This window comes from Pseudomonas putida (assembly GCF_002906855.1).
Classification (GTDB): domain Bacteria; phylum Pseudomonadota; class Gammaproteobacteria; order Pseudomonadales; family Pseudomonadaceae; genus Aquipseudomonas; species Aquipseudomonas putida_N.
Window position 1 is genome coordinate 125771 of record NZ_MINI01000038.1, and the last position, 21067, is coordinate 146837.

Sequence of the window (21067 nt, forward strand, 5' to 3'; positions counted from 1 at the left end):
TGGAAGCCTTGACCCCAGAAGGGACGAGTTATGAAGAGTTTGCTTGAACGCCCTGATGACCAAGCCGGGCATGAAGGTCATAGCCATGAGCATGGCGGCATTTTTGGAATGAACACAGAGCTGATTTTCGCGCTGATCTGTGGTGCTCTCCTGGGTGCCGGAGCTCTCGCAGGAAAACTTGGCCTGATTGATCGTCTGCCTCTGATTCTGTACGTGTCGGCCTACGTGTTCGGTGGATGGTTCACCACTAAGGAAGCGGTTACCAACATCCGTCAGAAACGCTTCGAGATCGACTCGCTGATGCTTCTCGCCGCAGTCGGTGCCGCGAGCATCAGCGCCTGGGCGGAGGGGGCTCTGCTGCTGTTCCTGTTCAGTCTGGGGCATTCCCTTGAAAGCTACGCGATGGGGCGGGCCAAGAAAGCGATTGAGGCACTGTCCAAGCTCGCACCAGCCACCGCGATCGTACGCAGAGCAAATGGCACGGTGGAGATGCCCGTGGAGCTGCTGGTTCCCGGTGACGTTGTCATCGTGCGCCCCAATGACCGCCTGCCGGCCGATGGTTTTGTAGTCGTAGGCTCCTCAAGTATCAACCAGGCGCCAGTAACCGGTGAGAGCGTCCCCGTGGACAAGCAACCTGTTCCTGATGCCGAACTCGCACGCAGCAAGCCAGATGCAGTGGATGCAGCCTCGAAAGTCTTCGCCGGTACCATCAATGGCGAAACGCTCATCGAGGTTGAGGTAACCCGGCGCTCTACGGAGAGTACCTTGGCGCGGGTCATCAAGATGGTCAGTGAAGCCGAAGTCAGGAAGTCACCGACCCAGCGATTCACGGACCGCTTCCAACGCATATTCGTCCCGTTGGTTTTACTGCTGGTAGTCGGGCTGCTATTTGCCGGCATTTTCCTTGACGAGCCGTTCCGTGACTCGTTCTACCGGGCGATGGCCGTACTGGTTGCAGCCAGCCCCTGCGCGCTCGCGATCGCTACACCAAGCGCCATTCTCTCTGGCATCGCCAGGGCAGCCCGAGGTGGCGTGCTGATCAAGGGCGGTGCGCCACTTGAAGAGCTTGGATCATTGAATGCCATGGCATTCGACAAGACCGGTACCCTGACCGAAGGGCGCCCACGTATCACCGATGTAATACCCATAGGCGGCACGCAGATCGAGGATCTGCTAAACGTCGCCATCGCTGTGGAGTCGATGAGCGACCATCCGCTGGCTGCGGCAATTGTGCGTGACGGTGAAGAGATGATTGGCACACGGCGCCGATTCCAAGCCAAGAACATGAGCAACATGATTGGCCGCGGCGTGCGTGCTGAGCTTGATGGGCAGTTCGTCTGGATTGGCAAGGTCGAGATGTTCGGTACCAATGGTATTCCCGCACTCAGCAAGGCAGCCCTGGAGGCTGCGGAGCGTCTACGTCAGTCAGGCCGTACCACCATGGTGGTACGGCGTGCTGACAAGGATCTGGGCGCTATCGGGCTATTGGACACACCCCGGGAGGGGGCCAAAGAGGCACTCCAGAAGCTTAGAGAGATGGGCATCGAACGCATGGTCATGATTTCTGGAGACCACAACCGCGTTGCAGAGGCTGTAGCCAAACAAGTTGGCTTAGATGAAGCGTGGGGAGACCTGATGCCGGAAGACAAGGTCAAGGCCATCAAAAACCTGCGCCTTAGCGCCAAGGTGGCCATGGTGGGTGACGGCGTCAATGATGCCCCTGCCATGGCCAGTTCGAGCGTTGGTATCGCAATGGGGGCTGCTGGATCTGATGTTGCCCTGGAAACGGCTGATATCGCGCTTATGGCTGACGACATCAGGCAACTCCCATTTGCGGTGGGGCTGAGCCGTCACACGCGATCGATCATCCACCAGAATCTGTTCGTCAGCTTGGGGATTGTGGCCATCCTGGTTCCGTCCACCATCATGGGCTTGAGCATTGGTGCCGCTGTTGCGATCCATGAGGGCTCCACACTGTTGGTCGTCTTCAACGCCTTGCGCCTGTTGGCCTACCGCAGAAGCACCTGATCCCTGAGCTTCAATCATGAAGCTAAGCAGGGAAATGACCTGAAGTAGAAGTACGGGTCGTGCGCGATCAGCGCACGACCCGTACTTTTCTCTCACTCGTCGATCCCGATGCGCTTGAGGCTTTCAAGGGCCTTTCCGCACTCAGGTGAGCCATGCCGTAAGCCGCAGGCCAATGCAGCTTTGAGGCTCATGACACCGGCTACGAAACCGACTTGATTGCCGACTCCGTGTCCGTCCGCAAATCCCTGATCATACGCAATCTCGACAAGCGCATTGATCGCCGCCAGGGTGTCCTGTTTGTTTTTACTCTTTTGCATATCTACTCCGCGAGCATTCAGCTCATATCGCTCGGTTAGGTGGCGGCGCCTTCAGGTTTGGGGTGAGCGAATCCCGCTCCCATAGCCAATCCCTAACGGGGGGCTCAGCCCGCCACCGTAAGGAAAATCAGCTATTGAGAGCAGATGACTCGTTTTGGTCACCCGTGCTGCTCGCCTCACCGCATTGGCACTGAGTGGGTACATCCGGGTAGTCGCTGTGATTCTCAATGAACAGCGTTCGGCAGGTTTCGCACCCATAGATCCGGGGCAGGGATTTAAGGCCGCTCGGAAGCACGTCACTCAGAGGCTCGTTATGCCAAGGAGCCCCGTCAAGGATTCTTGAACGCAGGATGTTTCCCAGGCGCCAGGTGTCACTTTGTGCGCGCCAGGACCACATCGGCGCAGAAAGCGAATACTGGATGAAGGTCTCTTGTGACTGCCTGGATAGCGGGTACTTGGGGCGGGTCCAGCCGGAATCGATGATGCTGAACCCCATGCCCATTTCTGCGCTCGGGTGGGTCTTTTCACCAAAGAAACGGTCATGCGTCGCTGGAGCCGTCGCATGATGGTCAGTCGGTGGGAATACCCACAGATAACACTCATCCCGGTTGACCATGCTGATGAGCTCGCTTGGCCCCCGCATGGGGGAATTTGCAGCCAGGGCGAAGCGATCCTTCCACGACATTTTGGGAGGCGGCGCAATACCAGCAGCGATGGCCAACGTGGCAGTCTTGGGGACGAAGCGATCGCCTAGCTCGTTCAGATCCAGGTTCTTGCAGAGAGCCTTGAAGGCCTTTTTGCGAGTCTTCGAGCTGAAGGAGGGGTCAAGGAGCAGGCGAACCTGGTTCACGCCGATTCCCGCAGTTCGTAGCACCTCAATGACTTCTTCAGCCACACCGACTGCTTGAAGATCGGTCAATCCTAAGCACGTTTTCGCCCGCTCGACCGCCGCGTAGAGGTTGTACTGCCGTGTCTCGTTGTCACGACAGACCTGAATTGGCAGCTTGTCTTGGATGGCAACTTGCGGTGCAACGGAGCCGATGGCCGCGTGGAACAGCTGGTGGAGGTGCAGATGAGAGTACGGGCGGCCAGAAGCCGAGAACGAGGCGTGCAGCTGAGCAGCGAGAGGTTGAAGCAGCTTTTTTGCAGACATGACTATCCCCTAATGAGCGACGTTGGGGTAGCTGCGCTTGTAGGGCCGTTAGACGCGAAGCTGGACGTCGAATCAGGTTCAATCATGAATAGGAGTCAGGTTTGATTTGCTTGCACGGCCACCATGCAAAGCCCGACGCGGCAATCACATCAGATTCGCCGAGCTTTGGCAAGAGCGGTCATCGGTAAGCGAAAGCAGGTAGGAGGAGGGCGCTCCATGCTTGATCACCTCCAGAAACAGGAAAGCCGGAAGCACGTTGAGCGCTTCCGGCTTTCTCACGTCAGACTGATGAGAGGGATCAGAAGACGTATTGCAGGCGGGTCACGATGGCATTGCCGCTGTCGTCGCCCACGGTGTTCTCGTTGTTGTCGGTGCGCACGTTGATGTAGTTGGCACTGACTTTCACCGCCTCGTTGACGTACCAGTTCACACCCACCGTGTGGCTCTTGGCCTTGCGCTCGTTCGATTGGTCCGCCGCGGTGACCAGGTTGCCGTCTTCGACCTTGATATCGTCAAAGCGGTAGAAGACTTCCCAGGCCCCCAGTTCCTTGTTCTCTGGTTTGATAGTGTCGAACTTGGCACCATCGAGCTTGTAGATACGCGGCTCGCCGGTCAGGGTGTAAGCCATCTGGGCGTAGTAACCGGAGGCCTTCATGTCGTTGTTGGCCTGGTCAGCTTTCAGCTTGCGGCGAAGGTATTCCGCTTGAACCGAGAACGGGCCGGTGGCCCAGGCACCTTCGAGACCCCAGACCGAGTCGTCCTTCCACAGGCCATCTTGTGCAGCAGCACCGCCAAACAGCATGCGGTTGCCGTTGGTGCCGGCATCGCCGCCGCCATTGGTATCTACACCGCGGACGCCCAGACGCGAACGAATCCGGGTATCGACCGCACTGTTTTTGAGGTCGCGGTAAGCGTACTGAGCACCGACGTGCAGGACGTTGCCATCACTGTGCAGCGGTGCGAACACGCCACGTACGTTGTAGCGCTTGGTGCTGTCGCCATCCGAGTTGTTATTGGTTTCGCTGAAAACGCTACCGGAAACATAAGCCATGTCAGCGATGGTGCTGGTGGCTTGAACACCCATGCCGGCGTTGTCGTTGATCCAGTCCGCCAGGTCGTACGAGAGGTTCCGCTCCATGGCGGTGGTCCACTTCGAACTGGTGGCTTTCTCAAGACCGAAGTCGGTGTAGAAACGGCCAAAGCGCAGTTGCACCGGCTTGAAACCCGTGTAGGTCAGGCTGGCTTCGTCGAAGTAGCCGTCGGAGTCGTTGCCCGTGTTGCGGGAAAGGTCGTAGTTGAGCTGATACTTCCAGTCGCGGTACAGCACGCCACCGAGCTCAAGGTAGGCGCGACGGAAGTAGCCTGCGTCAGCGGTATCGCCATTCTTGGTGAAGACACCATCGAAACGGCCGTAGTCGGCCTGAACTCGGCCGCCCAGTTTGAAACTGAATTCCTTGTCAGAAGTCGATACTTCAAGACCGCCCTTGGTCTTCAGAACGATGTCAGCTCCGTCAGTGGTTACTGTTCCGGAGAATGCTTGCGAGGAAAATGTGCCTATTATTGCGGCAGCCAACAGCTTTTCCCGCATGTTCGAAGAACGGATCATTGCTTGCCTCTCGTATGTTAAGTGCTTAGCTACCGACGTTATATTTCGCCCTGCGCCGGCCTAAATTTATCTTGCAGATGGGAGCAGGCCACGGTTGTCACCTGCTGTAACAAGATGCCTTTGTTCTAAGCACTCTGACTAGGTTGCAAGCGAATATGACAGTTGTGTTTCTGTAGTGTTAACGGAGGAGTTTCAAACCTAACAAAACTGTTACCGAACAAGCCAGTCCTTCTTATCAAAGAAGCTCTTCTTGATCAATCTTCGAATTTCCAAAACCTGCGGATTGCGGACAAGCTTCGTTTTGATAACAAGATAGACATCTTTCTCCTCCAGGTCGTCCAGGAAACCCGGCACGGGTAGGATATTTCTCTCCAGTTTTCGGCTGTAGTCGGGCAGCACTCCAATACACGCACCGCCAACGACAAGGCCTCGTGATAGGTTGTAGCTCTTGACCCGAGTGGTACCGCCCTGATGCTCAGCCATTATCGATGCCCACTTTCGTGAGCCCGCCAAGATCTCTTCATCCCAAGGGACAACGAGCATGAAGTTGTGCAAATCCAAGCTCTCCACTGGAAGGGTGACGCTTCTTGAATAGCGGCTGGAAATGAACAGGGCGTGCCCAATCCGGCCAAGCCGTTCAAACCTATACGTAGGATGGCGATCAAGCGCGCCTTTATCATCTGGGCTCACCAAAGCGATACCCACATCGACTTCACACTCAGAAAGCATCTGCGTTGTGCATTCTGAATGGATTTCCAGCTGCATTTCGGCATGATCACGCACGTAGGCGACTAGATCGCGGTTTACGATGTCGTTCAGCACTGGCTCTGTGATCGCGATGGTAAGCCTGGGGACTTCCTTTTCACCGGACTTGCCAAGGCCGTCTGGGCCGAAGAGCTGGCACAGGTAATGGCTGACCCTCTCGCCTGTGCGGGTCAGGGCAAGCTTGTTGTGTTTGTAGACAAACACGGGAGCACCAATGTGCTCTTCCAGTTTCTCCAAGCGTTTCCGCAGGCCTACCACTGGCACATTGAGCCCTCGGGCAGCCTGTTTGAAACTGGCACAACGTGCTGTTGCGAAAAACTCTACGGCCAGCTGATCATCAATTGGCAAATCATCCAATATGTCAGGGCTGTAAGGAACAACGGTGCTTGTATATGTTTCATTTTGTGTAACCATTAGGTCCCCCTTAATTCGGGGAATCTATCTCAATGCCACCCGGTGTTTCCTTATCTTGTCAACATTGTAATCCACGGGTCATGCATGCGTTATCGGAAGGCTTTTATTTCGAAAGCGTAATTTTCAGGCAATCCCTCTGATATTGTAGCGTGCTAGCCTAGTGCGCCGACTTGTTACTTACCATATATAGATTCGGCTAATTACGCATTTACATTTAGTTCACTATTTTTTCACCTTTGCCTCCATAGGCTTTGGGCATGGAAAATCAAACCCCACCTCTTACTACCTTACTGATTCGTTATCTGGGGATCGGCTTCATAGCAACGGGAGTCCATTATGCGGTGTTCCTATTGCTGGTTACGACAGAATTCGTTACTCCGTTACTGGCCAGTATCTGTGGCGGCATGGTTGGCGCAATCGCGAGCTTCATTGGAAATAGGGCGCTCTGTTTTGTGGCAGATGGCTCTCGTAAGTTTCAGCCTGTCAGGTTTGCACTGGTCGCGTTAACCACAAACTTCGGCAATGGCGTGGGTATGTGGTTCCTCATCAAGTCGAATCTGTCACCGCTCATCTCCCAAGTCGTAGTGACCTTAAGCCTCACTGCACTTGGATTCATTGCACATCGTTTTTGGACATTCAATCATGCAGACATTACATCGCTTTCCCGAGCGCCCTGATCCCTTGTTAACCATCGTGGTCCCTTGCTTCCAGGAAGAGGAAACCATCCCCGAGTTCCACCAGCGAATCACCCGCGTGGTGAAGCGCTTACCCGTCTCCTGCGAAATCCTCTATGTCGACGACGGCAGTAATGACCGGACGGCCGACATTCTTCGCCACTATCAGGATGGGTCATCTGTACGTTGCCTGTCCCTGAGTCGCAACTTCGGCAAAGAGGCTGCACTGAGCGCCGGGATAGACCATGCCCGTGGCAGTGCGCTGATCTTCATTGATGTCGACCTGCAGGATCCACCAGAGCTCATCGCGGCCATGGTGGACTACTGGCAACGCGGCTACGACGTGGTGAACATGCAGCGCAACCTGAGAATCGGTGATTCGTGGTTCAAGCGCATGAGTGCCCGGGCTTACTACTGGGTCATGCAGCGCCTGGTGGAGAAGGTGGACATGCCGGCCGATGTCAGCGATTTCCGATTGATTGGGCCTGCGCCGCTGGCAGCCCTGCGGGCCCTGGATGAACGCTCCAGGATTCTCAAAGGCATGATCGGCTGGGTAGGCTTTCGTACCATCGAACTGCCCTACAATCGCACTGTTCGCCATGCCGGGAGCACCAAATGGAATGCAGCTGGCCTGTTCAATCTGGCCATCGAGAGCATCGTCAGCTTCTCTCGCAAACCACTGCGCATTTTCAGCCTCATCAGTTTCGGTCTTTTCGTCTCCAGCATCTGCTACATGCTTGCGTCGCTTGTGGCAGGCAGTTTCGACATCCATCACCTGATCGTCGGAATGGCTTCATTCATGTGCGTCGGTGTCGCCATGGTGGGGGAGTACCTGGGCGTGACACTCGCGGAAGTGAAGCGCCGGCCTCTCTATTTCCTGAAGCACAGCAACAAGGCAGATCCCGTGTCACTCCACCCTTCGATGGCTTCGATCGAGGGTAAGAAATGCTGAACCTGAAGAACGAGAGGACGCTGTGGTGGGTCCTGGGTTCGATTTTGCTATTGCGTTTGGTGGGGCTGGGCATCTACCCGCTGATGGACACATCTGAGGCCCGTTACGCTGAAATGGCTCGCAAGATGGTCGAGTTGAATGACTGGATCACGCCCATGTTCGACTACGGGGTACCGTTCTGGGGCAAGCCTCCGTTGTCCTTCTGGACCCAGGCCGCGAGCATGACGGTCTTCGGCGTTAACGAGTTCGCTGCGCGCTTCCCAGCGTGGCTACTCCACCTGGCAAGCTGTTTCATCATCATCAAACTCGGCACGCAGCAGATTTCTCGTAACGCCGGCATCTGGGCTGCCATTATTTTTTCCAGCACCACACTTGGCCTGGTCTCCAGCGGTGTTGTGCTGACTGACCCTGTTTTGTCGTTCTCGATTCTGCTGGCCAGCTACGGTTTCTGGCGTTGGATGAAGTGCGCCAGCAAGGCGGATGCCTACCTGATGTTCGCAGGTCTCGGGCTGGGCTTGCTTGCCAAAGGGCCGCTGACCCTGGTGCTTATGGGGGCGCCGGCATTCGCCTGGTTCGTTATCTACAAGGAATGGGGACGGGTACTGAGGCTTCCCTGGATTAGCGGCCTTGTACTCATGTTCGGTATATCCGTGCCATGGTATGTCGCGGCCGAGATGAAAACGCCCGGCTTCATGGAGTACTTCTTCGTTGGTGAGCACTGGAGCCGCTACGTCGTCAGTAACTGGGCAGGGGACCTCTATGGTAGTGCTCATGCCAAGCCGTACGGCAGCATCTGGATCCAGCTCGGATTGTCGCTACTGCCATGGGCCTTGTTTCTACCACTGTTGATCCGCAAGCGTGGATCGATGCAGCGCTTCAAAGCCTACCTCTGGCTGTGGGCCTTGGCGACACCGGTCTTCTTCACATTTGCAGGCAACATTCTGTGGACCTACCTGCTACCCGCGCTGCCAGCGTGGGCATTGCTGCTGTCTGCACGGGTCAGCGAAGTTGGCCCGAAGACCACCTGGGCTGCCGCTGCGAGCGCATTGGTGTTGCCAATCATCGGTGCGGGCATCATCTACGCCGGGGTACTAGAGGAGCGCCCTCAGAATCAGCGGGATGTGGTTCAAGCCTGGCTCAATGTGCAGTCTGCTCATTCCGCTCCCCTGATCTATCCTGGCCGCCGCTCATACTCGTCGGAGTTTTACAGCAGCGGGAAGTCCGAGAACATCAAGGATCCTGCCAAGTGGCCGCGGGATGGCTCGTTCTATCTGTCCAGGCGCTTGCGAGACAGCAAGGATGGTCTGCCCGCTGATCTAGCTTGCACATCGATCACCGAAGCGAACGCCAGCCAGCTCCTGCTGTGCCATTGGAAACGCCCCGCACAAGGTGCCGAGGGTCTGGCCGGAGAAAGCAATGCGGAAACGCCTCGCAAGAACGAAGGCTAAATTCCAAGCACAAAAAAGCCAGGTTTTACCCTGGCTTTTTTGTCGATTTCTTTCGTCATTTGAAGTCCTATTTAACCGCCGATTAATTGTCGGCTTGTTCCTTACCATCCTTGCTTTCTTTCTTTTGCTCTTGAGCGACTTGTTGTTTGTTCTGGTCCGAAGAGTCATCGCTCCATAGGCGAGCCTGTTCGGTTCGGAAGTTCTCGTTGAACTGTTTCGTTCGCTCGAAGCCGCCTTCAGCGTAAGCGGTACCCATGAGACCCAGCAGCAGGCTGCCAATAGCGATAGATTTGACAAATTTCATTGTGAACCTCGGTTCATACTAGGCCAACCTGATTAGCGGCCTTTGTTGGTTTGTAGTTTAGGAACGCGAAGCTAACGACAAGGTGAGTCAATAATTACAATTCCGTAATTTTGGCTGCAGATAGGATGCGTTAAATCTTCAAATCTGGAAGGATCATGTCTATCTCGGCACTGTCGAGGGCGACTTCGAATTTTCTCTTAAATTACAATTTTGATATCTAGCGCGTTAATTCAGCGCGGCGTTGTTGGCCGCCCTAGGAGATAGCCATGAATGACATAGAGCCCTGGGCAGTTGCTATCGGTGACTTTCGCCGCTGCACTGAAAAACTCACTGTCCAGCTCGATGAGCTGACCTCGCAGACGCGCACCTCCAGCGCTGTTCTGGAGAGGTCGAACGAACTGGTGGAGCAGGTGGACGCTGTCGGCCGGCAGATTCAGGAGGAGGTGCGAAAGGCGGAGAAGGCTTGGTCGAACGCGGAGGAGGTTGCCTTGCGCGCCGCTGCATCAGCGTATTCAGCTGCATGCCGCGGAGTCGACACCGCCATCCAGCCACTGATCTCGGAGCTTACAGCAGCGACAAAGGCGGCGGACGCCTCTATCCAGGAGCTCAAGCGGGCACCGGTGCTGGCCAAGCGTTATGTGATGGTGGTCGCCACGGCGTTCTTCATTCTGGCGCTGATCTGTGTCTACTCGACCATGCGCCTGATCGATGCCGCCGGCAGCGTAAGTGCTCAAGAGAAAGTGAATGCTCAGTACTTCTCACACCTGTGGAAAAACGCCAATCCTGACGAACAGAAGATTATTAAGTCGGTGATTCTGCGGTCGCCCATGGACCCTGTGGTCCTTCGGCACTGATGCATTGAGGCAAACAAAAGGCCCGTCGATTGACGGGCCTAATCGTGTCTGCGCAATTTAAGCGGCGGTCATTGCCGGCTGCATTTGCTGGGCTTCCGGAAAGTGAAGGTGGAACCAGGTGAAGTTTTCTTCGGTCACCTCCACGCTCGCCGATCCCTGGTGCAGACTCATGATCGACTGCACAATGGCCAAGCCAAGACCGGTACCGCCTTCGCTCCGTGCTCGGCTCTTGTCCACACGGTAGAACCGCTCAAACAAGTGCGCGTGGTGTTCCTTGGCAATACCACGGCCGGGGTTGCCGACACTCAACGTCGTACCGCTCGCACTATGCTGCACCTTAACGTAGACCGTGCGGCCGCGAGGGCAGTAACGGATCGCGTTCGAGACCAGATTCGAGACGGCACGTTGAACCATCAGGCGATTCCCGCGCACCACGTCATCACTGCCGGAGATCTGCAGCTGAATCTCGCCTTCTTCTGCTGAAATGCTGAAGAGATCGCACACTCGCTGAACCTCGTCGACCAAGGAGACGGATTCGAACTCCACCATTGATGCTGGATGACTGACCTGGGCCAAGAACAGCATGTCGGAAACCATGCGGCTCATGCGGTCCAGCTCTTCTGTGCACGACTCCAGAACCTCCCGGTACTCGGAAAGCGATCGTTCTCTGGTCAAGGCAACCTGGGCCTTGCCCATCAGGTTGGAAAGCGGTGCTCGAAGTTCGTGAGCAAGGTCGTCAGAAAACTGCGAGAGCTGCTGAACCCCATCATCCAGGCGAGCCAGCATGATGTTGATGCCGTCGGCGAGCATTTTGAGTTCTGCCGGCATCCCATCAGTTGGAAGGCGATGGTCGAGGCTCTCGGTTGAGATTTTCGAGGCGATCTTGAGGAACTTGGTCAGTGGTAGCAGGCCTCTGCGCACAGTCCACCAGCCAATGGCCAAGATCAGTGCGAGGATGACGGGGGACATCATCAAGGCCCAGGTCAGCAACGCATCGAGCAGCGCCTCACTGGATGACTGGTCCATGGTCATATAGACGCTGACCTCTGTTCCATCGCCCAAACGCATGATTCGAGAAGCACTCAGCAGAGGACGGTCCTGCGTATCACGCCATTCGTGCTCTTTGGGCTGGGCCGCCGGCTGAAACTTGTGCACCTCCAGATTGACCTGTTTCGAGCCAATCGAGAGCAGGGGAGTCTGATTCTGTGAGGTATCGAATATGCTCACATACAGGTTGTTGTGGCCCATGACCAAATCGACAAGCTGATGCGCATCCGCGTTGACGCCGGAGATGTCCGGGATGGTGGACAGGTTGTGAGCCATCCCCGCCATCTTTACTTCCAGGTCTGCTCTGGCATTTCTTTCCAGAGCCTTGCCTACCATCAGATAGCCAAAGGTGGCGAACAGAAGCAGCAACGCTGCGCTCATCAACCCAACTTTTAACCCCAGCTTTGCAGCCAGGCTGAATGGCCTCATGCGCGTTCCTCAAAAACGTACCCAACGCCACGAAGCGTGTGAATGAGCTTGGTTTCAAACGGGTCATCGATCTTCGAGCGCAAGCGCCGGATGGCTACATCGATGACATTGGTGTCGCAATCGAAATTCATATCCCAGACCAACGAGATGATCTGAGAGCGAGTCAGCGCTTCGCCCGTTCGGCTCATGAGCAGGTGCAGAAGCGCAAATTCCTTGGTGGTGAGATCGATGCGTGTGCCACCGCGGAAGACGCGATGGCGGACGGAGTCGAGTTCCAGATCGGCAATTTTCAGCGAGCTCTTCTCGACTAACTCATCACCACGGCGTTGCAGCGAACGGATGCGAGCAAGCAGCTCAGGGAATTCGAATGGCTTCACAAGGTAGTCATCCGCGCCGCCGTCCAAGCCCTTGAGCTTGTCATTGATGCGTCCGCGGGCGGTCAGCATGATGATGCGGACCCGGCTGGTCTTACGGATGGTTTCCAGCAGGTCCCAGCCGTCGATACCCGGGAGGTTCACGTCCAGGAGGACCAACGAATAGACATTAGTGTTGAACAAGTGCAGAGCATCTACACCGTTGTGCACGATATCTACGACATACCCGCTTTCGGATAGGCCCTGCTGAAGATATTCGGCAGTTTTAATTTCGTCTTCCACAACTAGAACGCGCATAACTTATCTCAAGGTGTGAGGAAGGAGTTGGCCTAATCCGCCAAGATTATGGTTGCAGGCTGTTCGAAAGTTTGGCTGAGGGTATGGCATGTGGTAGTCGCTACCTCTGTCCATACGCCGGGTCACCTGAGGACGCTTGAATCTTAACGCGAAGAAGCTGGCCGCGGCGAAATCCTACAAATTTGTAATGTAGCCGCAAGATTTCTGACAGTCATGCAGGCTCCACCCCTAAGCATAGCGGATTCTGGGGCCTGCGGCGGTGTATGACAGATTCGCCTGGCAGGTGGAATCGGCCAGGACAGGCAGCATTTCGGTCGTTAGCTTGCAAGGACTGGTACTGGCCTTGGATCGAGGGCGCCACGCAGGCAGACCCCATGCACGGCCGCAAACCGCAGCGCCTTTCTGCAAATTAGTTCACGTGGCGGCTCGATATTCTCTCGAATAATTATCTTACAATCTATTACATGTCCAAATTGTAATTGCACGATCATCTTGGTGTTAGCCTCCTTTGCTAGTTTAAGGGCAGCGGAAGAGGCATCGCTGCTTTGGAAATTGTCTCATTTCAAAGCAGCTTGGCAAGAGCACCGAGCAGTTGTTCGCGCCAGTGCATTCACCTGTAAACCATACGCTCCTTTGGTAGGTGAATTTTAGCGCCCCCCTACGGGCGCTTTTTTATTAAGGGACTTCTTATGAACACTACTGTATCAGCGATCGCCGTGTTTATGCTCTTTACATCACTAACAGCCAATGCCCAAAGCGGTATGGAGATCAATAAACACATCGAGCGTACTGCTAGAGAGGCTACAGCGGATTATGCTCAACGCGTAAAAAAGCCCATGCCTCAACTAGAAGACTACGCCTATGGCATGGACCTGGACGTTGGTAAGTTGGTGTATGTATCACCCAATGTGCGGTACTGCGGTAATGTAAGAAGCATGATGACCTACGAAGACTCGAAAGGCGAACTGCACATGGTTCGCTACCTGGTGAAGGGCGAGTGTGTTAATAGCCGTTAAGACTCATCAAGATGATCCCTGCGGCCACCGGATCATAGAAGCTCAATGCCGAACCGGCGCAGCAGTATGGCGAAGCCTCCGAAGCTGGCCATTGTGATGAGGATGCTGCTGATCAGTGTCGGCCAAAAGCCGAGCTTAGGTAGCAGCAATGGAAAAGCAATAAACATCGGCAGGGTCGGAAGCACGTACCAGAACGTGTACCAAGCATGGTTGGAGATCTTCTCCATGCTCTGGTTCTCTAAATAGAGCCAGACCAACGTCACGACCGTGACCAAGGGTAGGGCGGCGACCAAGCCGCCCAGCTTGTCGCTGCGTTTCGCCAGCTCTGACACGAGAATCACTATACCGGCAGTGAGTAGGTACTTCGTGATGATCCAGGCCATCGCTGAGCCTTCTGGAGGTTGTTGACGAGGGCAGGCGAAGCCATTCACCAACCCCCTTGAAGCGCTCCTGCCGTTTACGGCATCCCTCACCGCATTTTTTTTGCAACATCACCCTCAGCCAGGAGGGTGATGTGTTTGCATGGTGTTTACCGATCGGTCAGTGCGAGGGTGAGGGAACGCTCTCGTGGAAAGCTGCCCGCTCGATCTGGATGGTGCAGTGATGGATTTCGAATGCATCGCTGACAGCATCCACGACGGCCGCCAACACAGCATCCCCATCTGCAGAATCCCGAACCACTACGTGCGACGTCATCACGTTACTGCCACTGCTGACAGCCCACACGTGCAAGTCATGAACGTCCGTCACGCCATCTACTCCGAGGATGGTGGCCTCGATTGCCGTAACGTCGAGCCCCCTCGGGACACCCTCCATGAGGATCCCCAGGCTTTCGCGAAGCAACTGCCACGTCCGCGGCAGAACCCAAAGGCCGATCGCCACAGCGACAATCGTGTCGACCCAGGTCCAGCCGGTGAAGCGGATGATAAGTGCCGCGATGATTACGCCAAGCGAGCCGAGCATGTCGCTCCAAACTTCGAGGTAGGCTCCTTTGACGTTGAGGCTTTCGTTGCTCGCAGATGCCAGAAGGCGCATCGAAATTAGGTTGATGATCAGGCCGGCGATTGCGATCCACATCATCGCTCCGGTAGCGATCTCCGCCGGCATGAAGAAGCGCTGGTAGGCCTCATACAAGATGTACATCGCCACCAGGAAGAGCAGCACGGCGTTGAACGTCGAAGCCAGAATTTCCAGGCGCGCATAGCCGAAGGTTCTTTTCTGATCCGCCGGCCGCTTGGCTATCTGAAGTGCAATCAGTGAGATCGCCAAGGCGGCAGTATCTGTGAACATGTGAGATGCGTCCGACAGCAGCGCCAGGCTGCCGGTAATCCACGCACCGATCACTTCTGCAATCATGAAGCTGCCAGTCAAGCCGAGCGCCATGATTAGCTTCTTCTGATGCCCCTCGCGTACTGCAGCGCTGCCATGGTCATGATTTGAACCCACGTATTTCTCCTTGCGCAGGGTTGTGGTCTCGTTGGCCTTCCTGTCTACCTAGCCTTAGAGCGTCGCTTGGCCACACTGACTGCAAAATCTTGCTCCTGCACTCAGCAGCGAGCCGCAGGCGGTGCAACCACTCGATAGCGGTGTTCCGCAGTTTAGACAAAAGCGTGCTGACGGATCGTTGGCCGTCCGGCACTGCCTGCAGCCCTGCAGATCTTTGATGGGGGCAGGAGTGGGAGGGCGCCCGCCGTCATACACCTGATTACCGCCGTCGCAGCCCTGCTGCCGGCCATGGCGATCATATTGCTCGGCCCCATGTCCCCCGCTGTGGTGCTTGCCTCCACCGTGGTTTCCACGGCCATGGTGCCCGCCCAGGATGTTTTTGAAAAAGCTCATGGTATTCGCCCCTCATTGATGGGTGACATATTAACGAGCAAAAGTTGAAAATTATGTTCTGCTCGCGAGAAAGACTTGTAAGTTGAATTGAAAGTTCAAAATTAGCCTACGACAAAACGAAACCGTTTTGTTTGTGAAATTAAATTTATCTAGCTGAGCGGAGCATTGCTTTTGGTGGGTAGTATTCCCCTAATTTTGATCATAGCGTGATCAATGACAATCAAAACAGCAGTAATTGGATTTCTGTCAGCATTGTAATCCCGAGGTCATCGTGTCGTTATCAGGTCCCGGAAATAATGCGCTCAGCGAGATTCATTTCTCTTTTTATCCCTATGCCTCACACATACTAAGCGTCCCCAACGCCTAGGGGCCTAAGGCCTCTGACGCTCCGCACATTGCGCAATCGCTCAGCATCTGTCGACGGTTTGCCTTGTAGCTCCCGCTAACTCCATAGCTACCGCCATGGATAAGCAGCTTCCAGAGTTTGATAATGACACCTTCCAAATCCATTGTTCACACCCTGTTAAGCAAATGGATCTTTGCTATTCGCAATGCGCGGCAGAAAGGCATCAGTACTAATTTGCTAATCGGCCTGGTGACTTTTTGGTTACTGCTATTCGCGAACGCTGAGCTCTGGAACGTGCTCTGGAAGCTGGTATTCAAAACCGATGAAGTGAACTGGCAGCTAGCGGCTAGCCTCCCAGTCATAGTATTCGCATGGGTGTTTACCGTTCTGAGCTTGCTGTCATGGGGGCGGCTGGCCAAACCCATACTGTGCCTGGTACTGATCAGCGCGTCTTTTGCGAGTTACTTCATGAATGCCTACGGCATCGTGATCGATTACACAATGTTCACCAACGTTGTGGAGACCGACGTCGCTGAGGCAACCGAGCTGCTGAATTGGAAGCTCGGTCTTTGGGTCGCAATGGTTGGGGTGTTGCCCGTCTACCTGATTGCCCGGGTTCCCCTCCGGCGCAAGCCTTGGGCCAAAGCTTTGGTCAGCAGGTTCATTGCTCTGTCGCTCGCTCTGTTGACCTTATCTGGCATCGCGTTGAGTCAGTACCAGTCGTATGCCTCCTTGCTGCGCAACAATCGGGAGATCCGGCTGATTCTGGTACCTACCAACTTGTTTGCGGCTGGCCATGGGTACCTGAAGCGTCAGCTGGCCTCACCTAAAACGCTGACGGCCATTGGTACTGATGCGGTAGTTAATCGACAGGGTGCGGCTCGTAAACCCAGGCTGCTGGTACTGGCAGTAGGAGAGACCGCTCGCTCCGCCAACTTCTCCCTCAACGGCTACTCCCGTGAAACGAATCCGGAACTAGAAAAGCGAAATGTCATTAGCTTCACGAACGTGAGCTCCTGCGGTACCGCTACCGCGGTCTCGCTGCCATGCATGTTCCTGGACGTGGGTAAGGCCCAGTACAAAGATGGCTTGGCCAAGAGCCGAGAAGGGCTGCTCGACGTGCTTCAACGCGCTGGCATCAGTGTCATGTGGACTGACAACAACTCGGGGTGCAAAGGGGTCTGCGACAGGGTTCCCAACCACAAGGCTGCCTCTCACGCGGATTCCCAACTGTGCACCAGCGAGGAGTGTAAGGACGGGGTGCTGCTCACGGAGATGCAAGACTTCATCAAGCGCCAGGAAGGCGATGCTGTCCTGGTGCTCCACTACAAAGGCAGTCACGGCCCGGCCTACTACAAGCGCTACCCCTCGCAATTCAAGAAATTCGCACCGGTGTGCGAGACCAACGAGCTCGACAAATGTAAGCAGGAGGAGGTGGTCAATGCCTACGACAACTCAATCCTCTACACCGATTATGTGACTGCAAATCTCATCGATATCCTGGCGGCCAACACCAAGTTCGACACTGCGCTGATGTACGTTTCGGACCACGGCGAATCGCTGGGGGAGGGTGGGCTCTATCTACACGGGCTGCCTTACGCGATGGCTCCTGACGAGCAAACAAAGGTGCCGTTGGTACTTTGGATGTCTGACTCGCTCGCGAAGAGCGAAAAGGTCAACGTGGGTTGTTTGAAAGCTCAAACCACGTCACCGCTGAGCCACGACAACCTGTTCCACACCGTGCTCGGCATGATGAACGTCCAGACGTCTTCGTATCGCTCAGCGCTGGATTTCACTGCCCCTTGTAAGCCCTTTGTCGGAGGCTCTTATTCTGGCCTCTGAATGTTCGATGTGGACCGGATCATCGGCCAGGCGGTTCTGCACCAGCCTGCTTTGACAGCTGAGAGAAGCTGGACTAATTACATAGCTGCATTCAACAACCCAAGCGGAAAAGGAAGTTTTGCATGAGCATCAAGCCAGGCCCAAAGCGCACCAATGAAGATGGCACTCCGGACAAAAGGCAGCGAGTCACCCCTGAAAAGCAGAAGTAACCGGCCAGCAAACACACCTTTCTGACCCCACCGCCAAAGGCGATGGTGTCCACCTATTTAAGTGGACACCACTTCTAGCCTTTTAAGAGGGTCTTTCAGATGTGCTGATGCGGCTGCCGACGCAGCGCGCCAGTGAGATCGCCGAGTTGTTGCCGCATAACTGGCTGCCGTTACGCAACCTGTAATGCCCGTTCGCTTACAAGCAGAAGGACCATCCGGACCTGAAACCCCACAAGCACAAAAAGGGGGAGTAAGAAAAAAGCAGCTCTCGGGAGCTGCTTTTTTTTTGGGGCTGTGTGCAAACCCTCCCGACCGTCTCGCTGATCAATCGGACCGCGTCGTGAGTCTTCCGCTTGGCTTGATGGATTCTGAAGCTACCTCCGGATCGGTTATCCCTTCAGTGCGGACGACGAGACTGATATCCCAGAGCGTTGAGCTGATACTCGCTGACAGCCCGAAATTGTGATTCTGCGATTTGACGCAGGCGCTCAACCTCTTCGGCAGATGAGCCAGAAGCCTGCGCCTCGTGGTATTGCTTCATCGCATCCACTGCGTCGGTATACATGGGGTGGTCGGGGAGAAGAGCTGGCATCTTTTTCGTCATGTAGCGGCAGGTCCTCACTGGATAGTCGACGGTGGTTTACCTGCTTTGAGGAGCTGAAAATCAATGACCGCCTGATAGAGCGAATCTGCCAATGGGTGAAGACGCTGTACCTCAAGGTCTGGCAATCCAGCAGCCTCCGCTTCGTGGGCCTGTCGGATAGCTTCAAGCGCTTGCCTCATCAGTGGCTCACCAGCCTCGACCATTCCAATGAATGTGCGCTTCACAACATTTTGCTCCATTCAGCTGAAGATGAATTATAGGACACCGCGGCGTGGCAAGGCCCCGAGCAGCATAGGTGTTCGACGCCCGACTGAACGAATCAATGAGGAGCGCGCTGGCCTGGGGAGTGGCCAGGGCGCGTGTCGTAGCTACGTTGTAAACCACTTTTTTTCACTGTAAACCACTGTGGTTACAGTGAAAAAAAGTGGTTTACAACAGGCCTCCTCAGGCCTGAGTCAGCTCCAGCAGATCGCCCAGTTCCTCCCGGGCCATCTTCACTCTATCCATTCTGCGATAAGGATGATCAACCGGCATCCGGATAAGGGATTCGAACCAAGCCGAATCGAATTTGATGACTTCCTTGTGAATGTGCTCAAGCTCACCTCCGCGAGGCTGTGACACTACAAACTCCATGCTTTCAACCAAGCCGGACGCTTCACTGTCTTTGACGATTCGATGGCGGATGAAACTCATTTTGAGATCAAAATATGCCGCCTTCGAACCAGGCACCTTCTTCGATTCCAGCCGACCAGTGCTGCTGATTTCCGCCCCTGGCACCTCAGCGGCAATAGCTTTCACCAGCTCAGCATTTCCAATGACCTTCTGGCCAAACAGGCGGGTGGCGTCCGACATGTAAGCAAAGATCCATGGCACATTGCGAAGCGTCGCGCCGGTATAGAGGTAGCCACGCTCTCCCTTGTAACGCTGCAGCATGCCTCTCAACGCGTTCTCGGAAAGGACCAGTTGGGTCTCTTTCTCCAGGATGTAAACCACGCGATCGAACTGTTCGATCAATAGCTTGAGAATCTTCCGTGGGACGCCGTCAAACCTGGTTTTTCGTTCTGTTTTCTTGTGCTGGCGAGGCTGGAAGTACGGGCAATCGTTACGGGCCTCACTATCAAATGGAGCGATGCCGCGAATGCTCTTAGTAGCATGTTTCCCGAATGGGTTCTTCACGTTAGGCGGTAGCTCATACAGCCCAACCAGCTGGACAGGGTTGTCGCATGCCGGGCATACAGCAAACTGAGCTAGCTTGCCGGCACTTCCAGGCTGGTACCATGGATCTCTGCGGAAGGTCTCGGCCTCGAAACCTTCCTTGTCGATGATCTTGCTTTCTGTGTCTTCGATGCGGACCTTATAGACATCCATCTTTGCTGAAACCGTATCAATAGAGGGTCTCTGGATGGTAACGAGCGAGGATAGGCAGCAGTAGGCCTAACTGACCCTTTTGGTGGTCACCCACTGGTTTGAGGCCCGCCCAAAGCATGCCTGATCGACCTGGGCGGGCCCTAGAAACAACTAACCCCCTGGTGCGCAGTACAGGTCTGGGACCTGCCCGAGGCGTGGGGGCTATTCTTGGAGCGACAGTGACACCGGCTCCGGAGAAAATCAATTGGTTTGTAGAGCAGCCGGTCAGCTAAGGTCAAACCCAGATCCTAAAGGGGAGGCCGATAGCAGCTCAGTCAGCATCATCGGCACCTTCTTCATCTTCATCGGTATCCCCAACACTGAGCCAGTCGTGAAGGTTGTACCGCACGAAGTCTTCCGCATCGAGCATGGTAAAGTCTTGGAGCACCGTGACGTCTGCTCCACCGAAGTACAGCCCATCGTTGAGATTTCTGGCCACCCCGAGCAATTCATTCAGCTGGTCGTGCAGCTCATTTGCGCGCCTGGCGTGCTCTCGTTTGGTCAAAAACCGGAACACCACCTCGTAGGGCTCAGCCGGGTCGCGAATCTCGCCCTTGGGGTTGAAGGAAACCCAAGCACTAGCGAAAAATTGGTTGTTCTGATGGAGGAAATCGTCGACAAGCACGGCGATGCCCTTCATGCCGTCGTCACCTTGGTCTGCCTTCAGGCGGTTGACCAACTCGTCCGGCATCGCAATACGGTTGTAATGGTGGGACATCCAGTATGAGAAATACTGACCGTTTTCTTCGCTCAGCGTGATTACCGGATTTCGGTGGAGCGTCGGAAGCACGGCTCTCTTGGTCCACACACGCTTGTGAATCTTGAGCTCCAAAACCTGCTTTTCCGCGTGCTGCAGGTGCAGCGTACGTGGATTGAGGGCGTGCAGCTGCTTATCAAAGGCCTTTTTCTTTACCTTAACGGCAATCCACTCTATCCACGGCGCATCACAAAGGTTGCGTGCATGCACCGTGCAGGAATGGGAGGCCAACATCCAATAAGCTGGAGCCACCCCCTCGAATTGGCCTTTCAGGACCTCCTCGGATATGTGTTCAATCAAGGCGTCACCTGAGACGGTATCTCCTTGCAGCCAACCAGCAGCGCTAATGGCACTTACGATCTCTTGCTCAGGTGTATCAGCCATA

At 55.1% G+C, this 21067-nt stretch carries 21 protein-coding genes; 7 read left to right on the forward strand and 14 right to left on the reverse strand.

Features of this window, described 5'->3' with window-relative positions; genetic code table 11:
• Nucleotides 1–30 precede the first annotated feature (30 nt).
• A complete protein-coding gene (locus BGP85_RS13025; protein ID WP_016497351.1) occupies nt 31–2028 on the forward strand; it encodes a heavy metal translocating P-type ATPase in 1998 nt (665 codons plus the stop codon).
• Between the two features lie 92 nt (nt 2029–2120).
• On the opposite strand, the gene BGP85_RS13030 is transcribed toward BGP85_RS13025, so the two are convergent.
• The 4 genes from BGP85_RS13030 to BGP85_RS13045 all read right to left on the reverse strand — a co-directional run bounded on the left by BGP85_RS13030 (nt 2121) and on the right by BGP85_RS13045 (nt 6283).
• Entirely contained in the window at nt 2121–2345 is a 225-nt protein-coding gene (locus tag BGP85_RS13030; protein WP_010951451.1) for a hypothetical protein, read from the reverse strand.
• Nucleotides 2346–2472: 127 nt separating this feature from the next.
• On the reverse strand, nt 2473–3498 hold the full coding sequence (locus BGP85_RS13035) for a hypothetical protein (protein WP_011953109.1): 1026 nt from the start codon (nt 3496–3498) through the stop codon (nt 2473–2475).
• Nucleotides 3499–3796: 298 nt separating this feature from the next.
• Nucleotides 3797–5104 (reverse strand): OprO/OprP family phosphate-selective porin, encoded by a 1308-nt coding sequence (locus tag BGP85_RS13040; protein ID WP_009395904.1) that lies wholly within the window; start codon nt 5102–5104, stop codon nt 3797–3799.
• Nucleotides 5105–5314: 210 nt separating this feature from the next.
• Complete coding sequence (locus BGP85_RS13045) at nt 5315–6283, reverse strand: LysR family transcriptional regulator (RefSeq protein ID WP_010951447.1); 969 nt, start codon at nt 6281–6283, stop codon at nt 5315–5317.
• A gap of 257 nt (nt 6284–6540) precedes the next feature.
• Between BGP85_RS13045 and BGP85_RS13050 the strand changes: the two genes are divergently transcribed.
• From BGP85_RS13050 to BGP85_RS13060, 3 genes are read left to right on the forward strand one after another with little or no spacing between them, the layout of a single operon-like run.
• On the forward strand, nt 6541–6960 hold the full coding sequence (locus BGP85_RS13050; RefSeq protein ID WP_010951446.1) for a GtrA family protein: 420 nt from the start codon (nt 6541–6543) through the stop codon (nt 6958–6960).
• The gene (locus tag BGP85_RS13055; protein ID WP_010951445.1) at nt 6926–7909 is read left to right on the forward strand and encodes a glycosyltransferase family 2 protein; all 984 of its coding nucleotides are present in this window, start codon (nt 6926–6928) and stop codon (nt 7907–7909) included. The genes BGP85_RS13050 and BGP85_RS13055 overlap by 35 nt, the downstream gene beginning before the upstream one ends.
• Complete coding sequence (locus tag BGP85_RS13060; RefSeq protein WP_010951444.1) at nt 7903–9357, forward strand: phospholipid carrier-dependent glycosyltransferase; 1455 nt, start codon at nt 7903–7905, stop codon at nt 9355–9357. The genes BGP85_RS13055 and BGP85_RS13060 overlap by 7 nt, the downstream gene beginning before the upstream one ends.
• A gap of 82 nt (nt 9358–9439) precedes the next feature.
• Here the strand turns inward: BGP85_RS13060 and BGP85_RS13065 are convergent, their stop codons facing one another.
• The gene (locus BGP85_RS13065) at nt 9440–9661 is read right to left on the reverse strand and encodes a hypothetical protein (protein ID WP_010951443.1); all 222 of its coding nucleotides are present in this window, start codon (nt 9659–9661) and stop codon (nt 9440–9442) included.
• 266 nt (nt 9662–9927) lie between these two features.
• Here BGP85_RS13065 and BGP85_RS13070 point away from each other — a divergent pair, with 266 nt between their 5' ends.
• Nucleotides 9928–10515 (forward strand): hypothetical protein, encoded by a 588-nt coding sequence (locus BGP85_RS13070; RefSeq protein ID WP_010951442.1) that lies wholly within the window; start codon nt 9928–9930, stop codon nt 10513–10515.
• Nucleotides 10516–10572: 57 nt separating this feature from the next.
• Here BGP85_RS13070 and BGP85_RS13075 read toward each other — a convergent pair whose 3' ends face one another.
• Together BGP85_RS13075 and BGP85_RS13080 are read right to left on the reverse strand one after the other, a co-directional pair.
• Nucleotides 10573–11991 (reverse strand): heavy metal sensor histidine kinase, encoded by a 1419-nt coding sequence (locus BGP85_RS13075; protein WP_010951441.1) that lies wholly within the window; start codon nt 11989–11991, stop codon nt 10573–10575.
• Nucleotides 11988–12662: a heavy metal response regulator transcription factor gene (locus tag BGP85_RS13080; RefSeq protein ID WP_003253457.1), complete on the reverse strand. Its 675-nt coding sequence runs from the start codon at nt 12660–12662 to the stop codon at nt 11988–11990. The genes BGP85_RS13075 and BGP85_RS13080 overlap by 4 nt, the downstream gene beginning before the upstream one ends.
• 689 nt (nt 12663–13351) lie before the next feature.
• On the opposite strand from BGP85_RS13080, the gene BGP85_RS13085 reads away from it, so the two are divergent.
• Nucleotides 13352–13678: a DUF2790 domain-containing protein gene (locus tag BGP85_RS13085; RefSeq protein ID WP_010951440.1), complete on the forward strand. Its 327-nt coding sequence runs from the start codon at nt 13352–13354 to the stop codon at nt 13676–13678.
• Nucleotides 13679–13710: 32 nt separating this feature from the next.
• Here BGP85_RS13085 and BGP85_RS13090 read toward each other — a convergent pair whose 3' ends face one another.
• From BGP85_RS13090 to BGP85_RS13100, 3 genes are all read right to left on the reverse strand, one after another.
• Nucleotides 13711–14061 carry a DUF3147 family protein gene (locus BGP85_RS13090; protein ID WP_011953105.1) on the reverse strand — a complete coding sequence of 117 codons (351 nt, stop codon included), beginning with the start codon at nt 14059–14061 and terminating at the stop codon, nt 13711–13713.
• A 157-nt stretch (nt 14062–14218) separates the two neighbouring features.
• On the reverse strand, nt 14219–15124 hold the full coding sequence (locus BGP85_RS13095; RefSeq protein ID WP_010951438.1) for a cation diffusion facilitator family transporter: 906 nt from the start codon (nt 15122–15124) through the stop codon (nt 14219–14221).
• 54 nt (nt 15125–15178) lie between these two features.
• The gene (locus BGP85_RS13100) at nt 15179–15517 is read right to left on the reverse strand and encodes a zinc ribbon domain-containing protein (protein WP_079732563.1); all 339 of its coding nucleotides are present in this window, start codon (nt 15515–15517) and stop codon (nt 15179–15181) included.
• Between the two features lie 490 nt (nt 15518–16007).
• Between BGP85_RS13100 and BGP85_RS13105 the strand changes: the two genes are divergently transcribed.
• Nucleotides 16008–17705 carry a phosphoethanolamine transferase gene (locus BGP85_RS13105; RefSeq protein ID WP_003298414.1) on the forward strand — a complete coding sequence of 566 codons (1698 nt, stop codon included), beginning with the start codon at nt 16008–16010 and terminating at the stop codon, nt 17703–17705.
• Between the two features lie 606 nt (nt 17706–18311).
• On the opposite strand, the gene BGP85_RS13110 is transcribed toward BGP85_RS13105, so the two are convergent.
• The 4 genes from BGP85_RS13110 to BGP85_RS28910 all read right to left on the reverse strand — a co-directional run bounded on the left by BGP85_RS13110 (nt 18312) and on the right by BGP85_RS28910 (nt 21066).
• Nucleotides 18312–18518 carry a hypothetical protein gene (locus tag BGP85_RS13110; RefSeq protein WP_003298411.1) on the reverse strand — a complete coding sequence of 69 codons (207 nt, stop codon included), beginning with the start codon at nt 18516–18518 and terminating at the stop codon, nt 18312–18314.
• A 14-nt stretch (nt 18519–18532) separates the two neighbouring features.
• Nucleotides 18533–18742 (reverse strand): hypothetical protein, encoded by a 210-nt coding sequence (locus BGP85_RS13115; protein WP_003298409.1) that lies wholly within the window; start codon nt 18740–18742, stop codon nt 18533–18535.
• 220 nt (nt 18743–18962) lie between these two features.
• The gene (locus BGP85_RS13120) at nt 18963–19886 is read right to left on the reverse strand and encodes a hypothetical protein (protein WP_010951435.1); all 924 of its coding nucleotides are present in this window, start codon (nt 19884–19886) and stop codon (nt 18963–18965) included.
• A gap of 310 nt (nt 19887–20196) precedes the next feature.
• Nucleotides 20197–21066: a hypothetical protein gene (locus BGP85_RS28910; protein WP_016497350.1), complete on the reverse strand. Its 870-nt coding sequence runs from the start codon at nt 21064–21066 to the stop codon at nt 20197–20199.
• Between the last annotated feature and the right edge of the window lies 1 nt (nt 21067).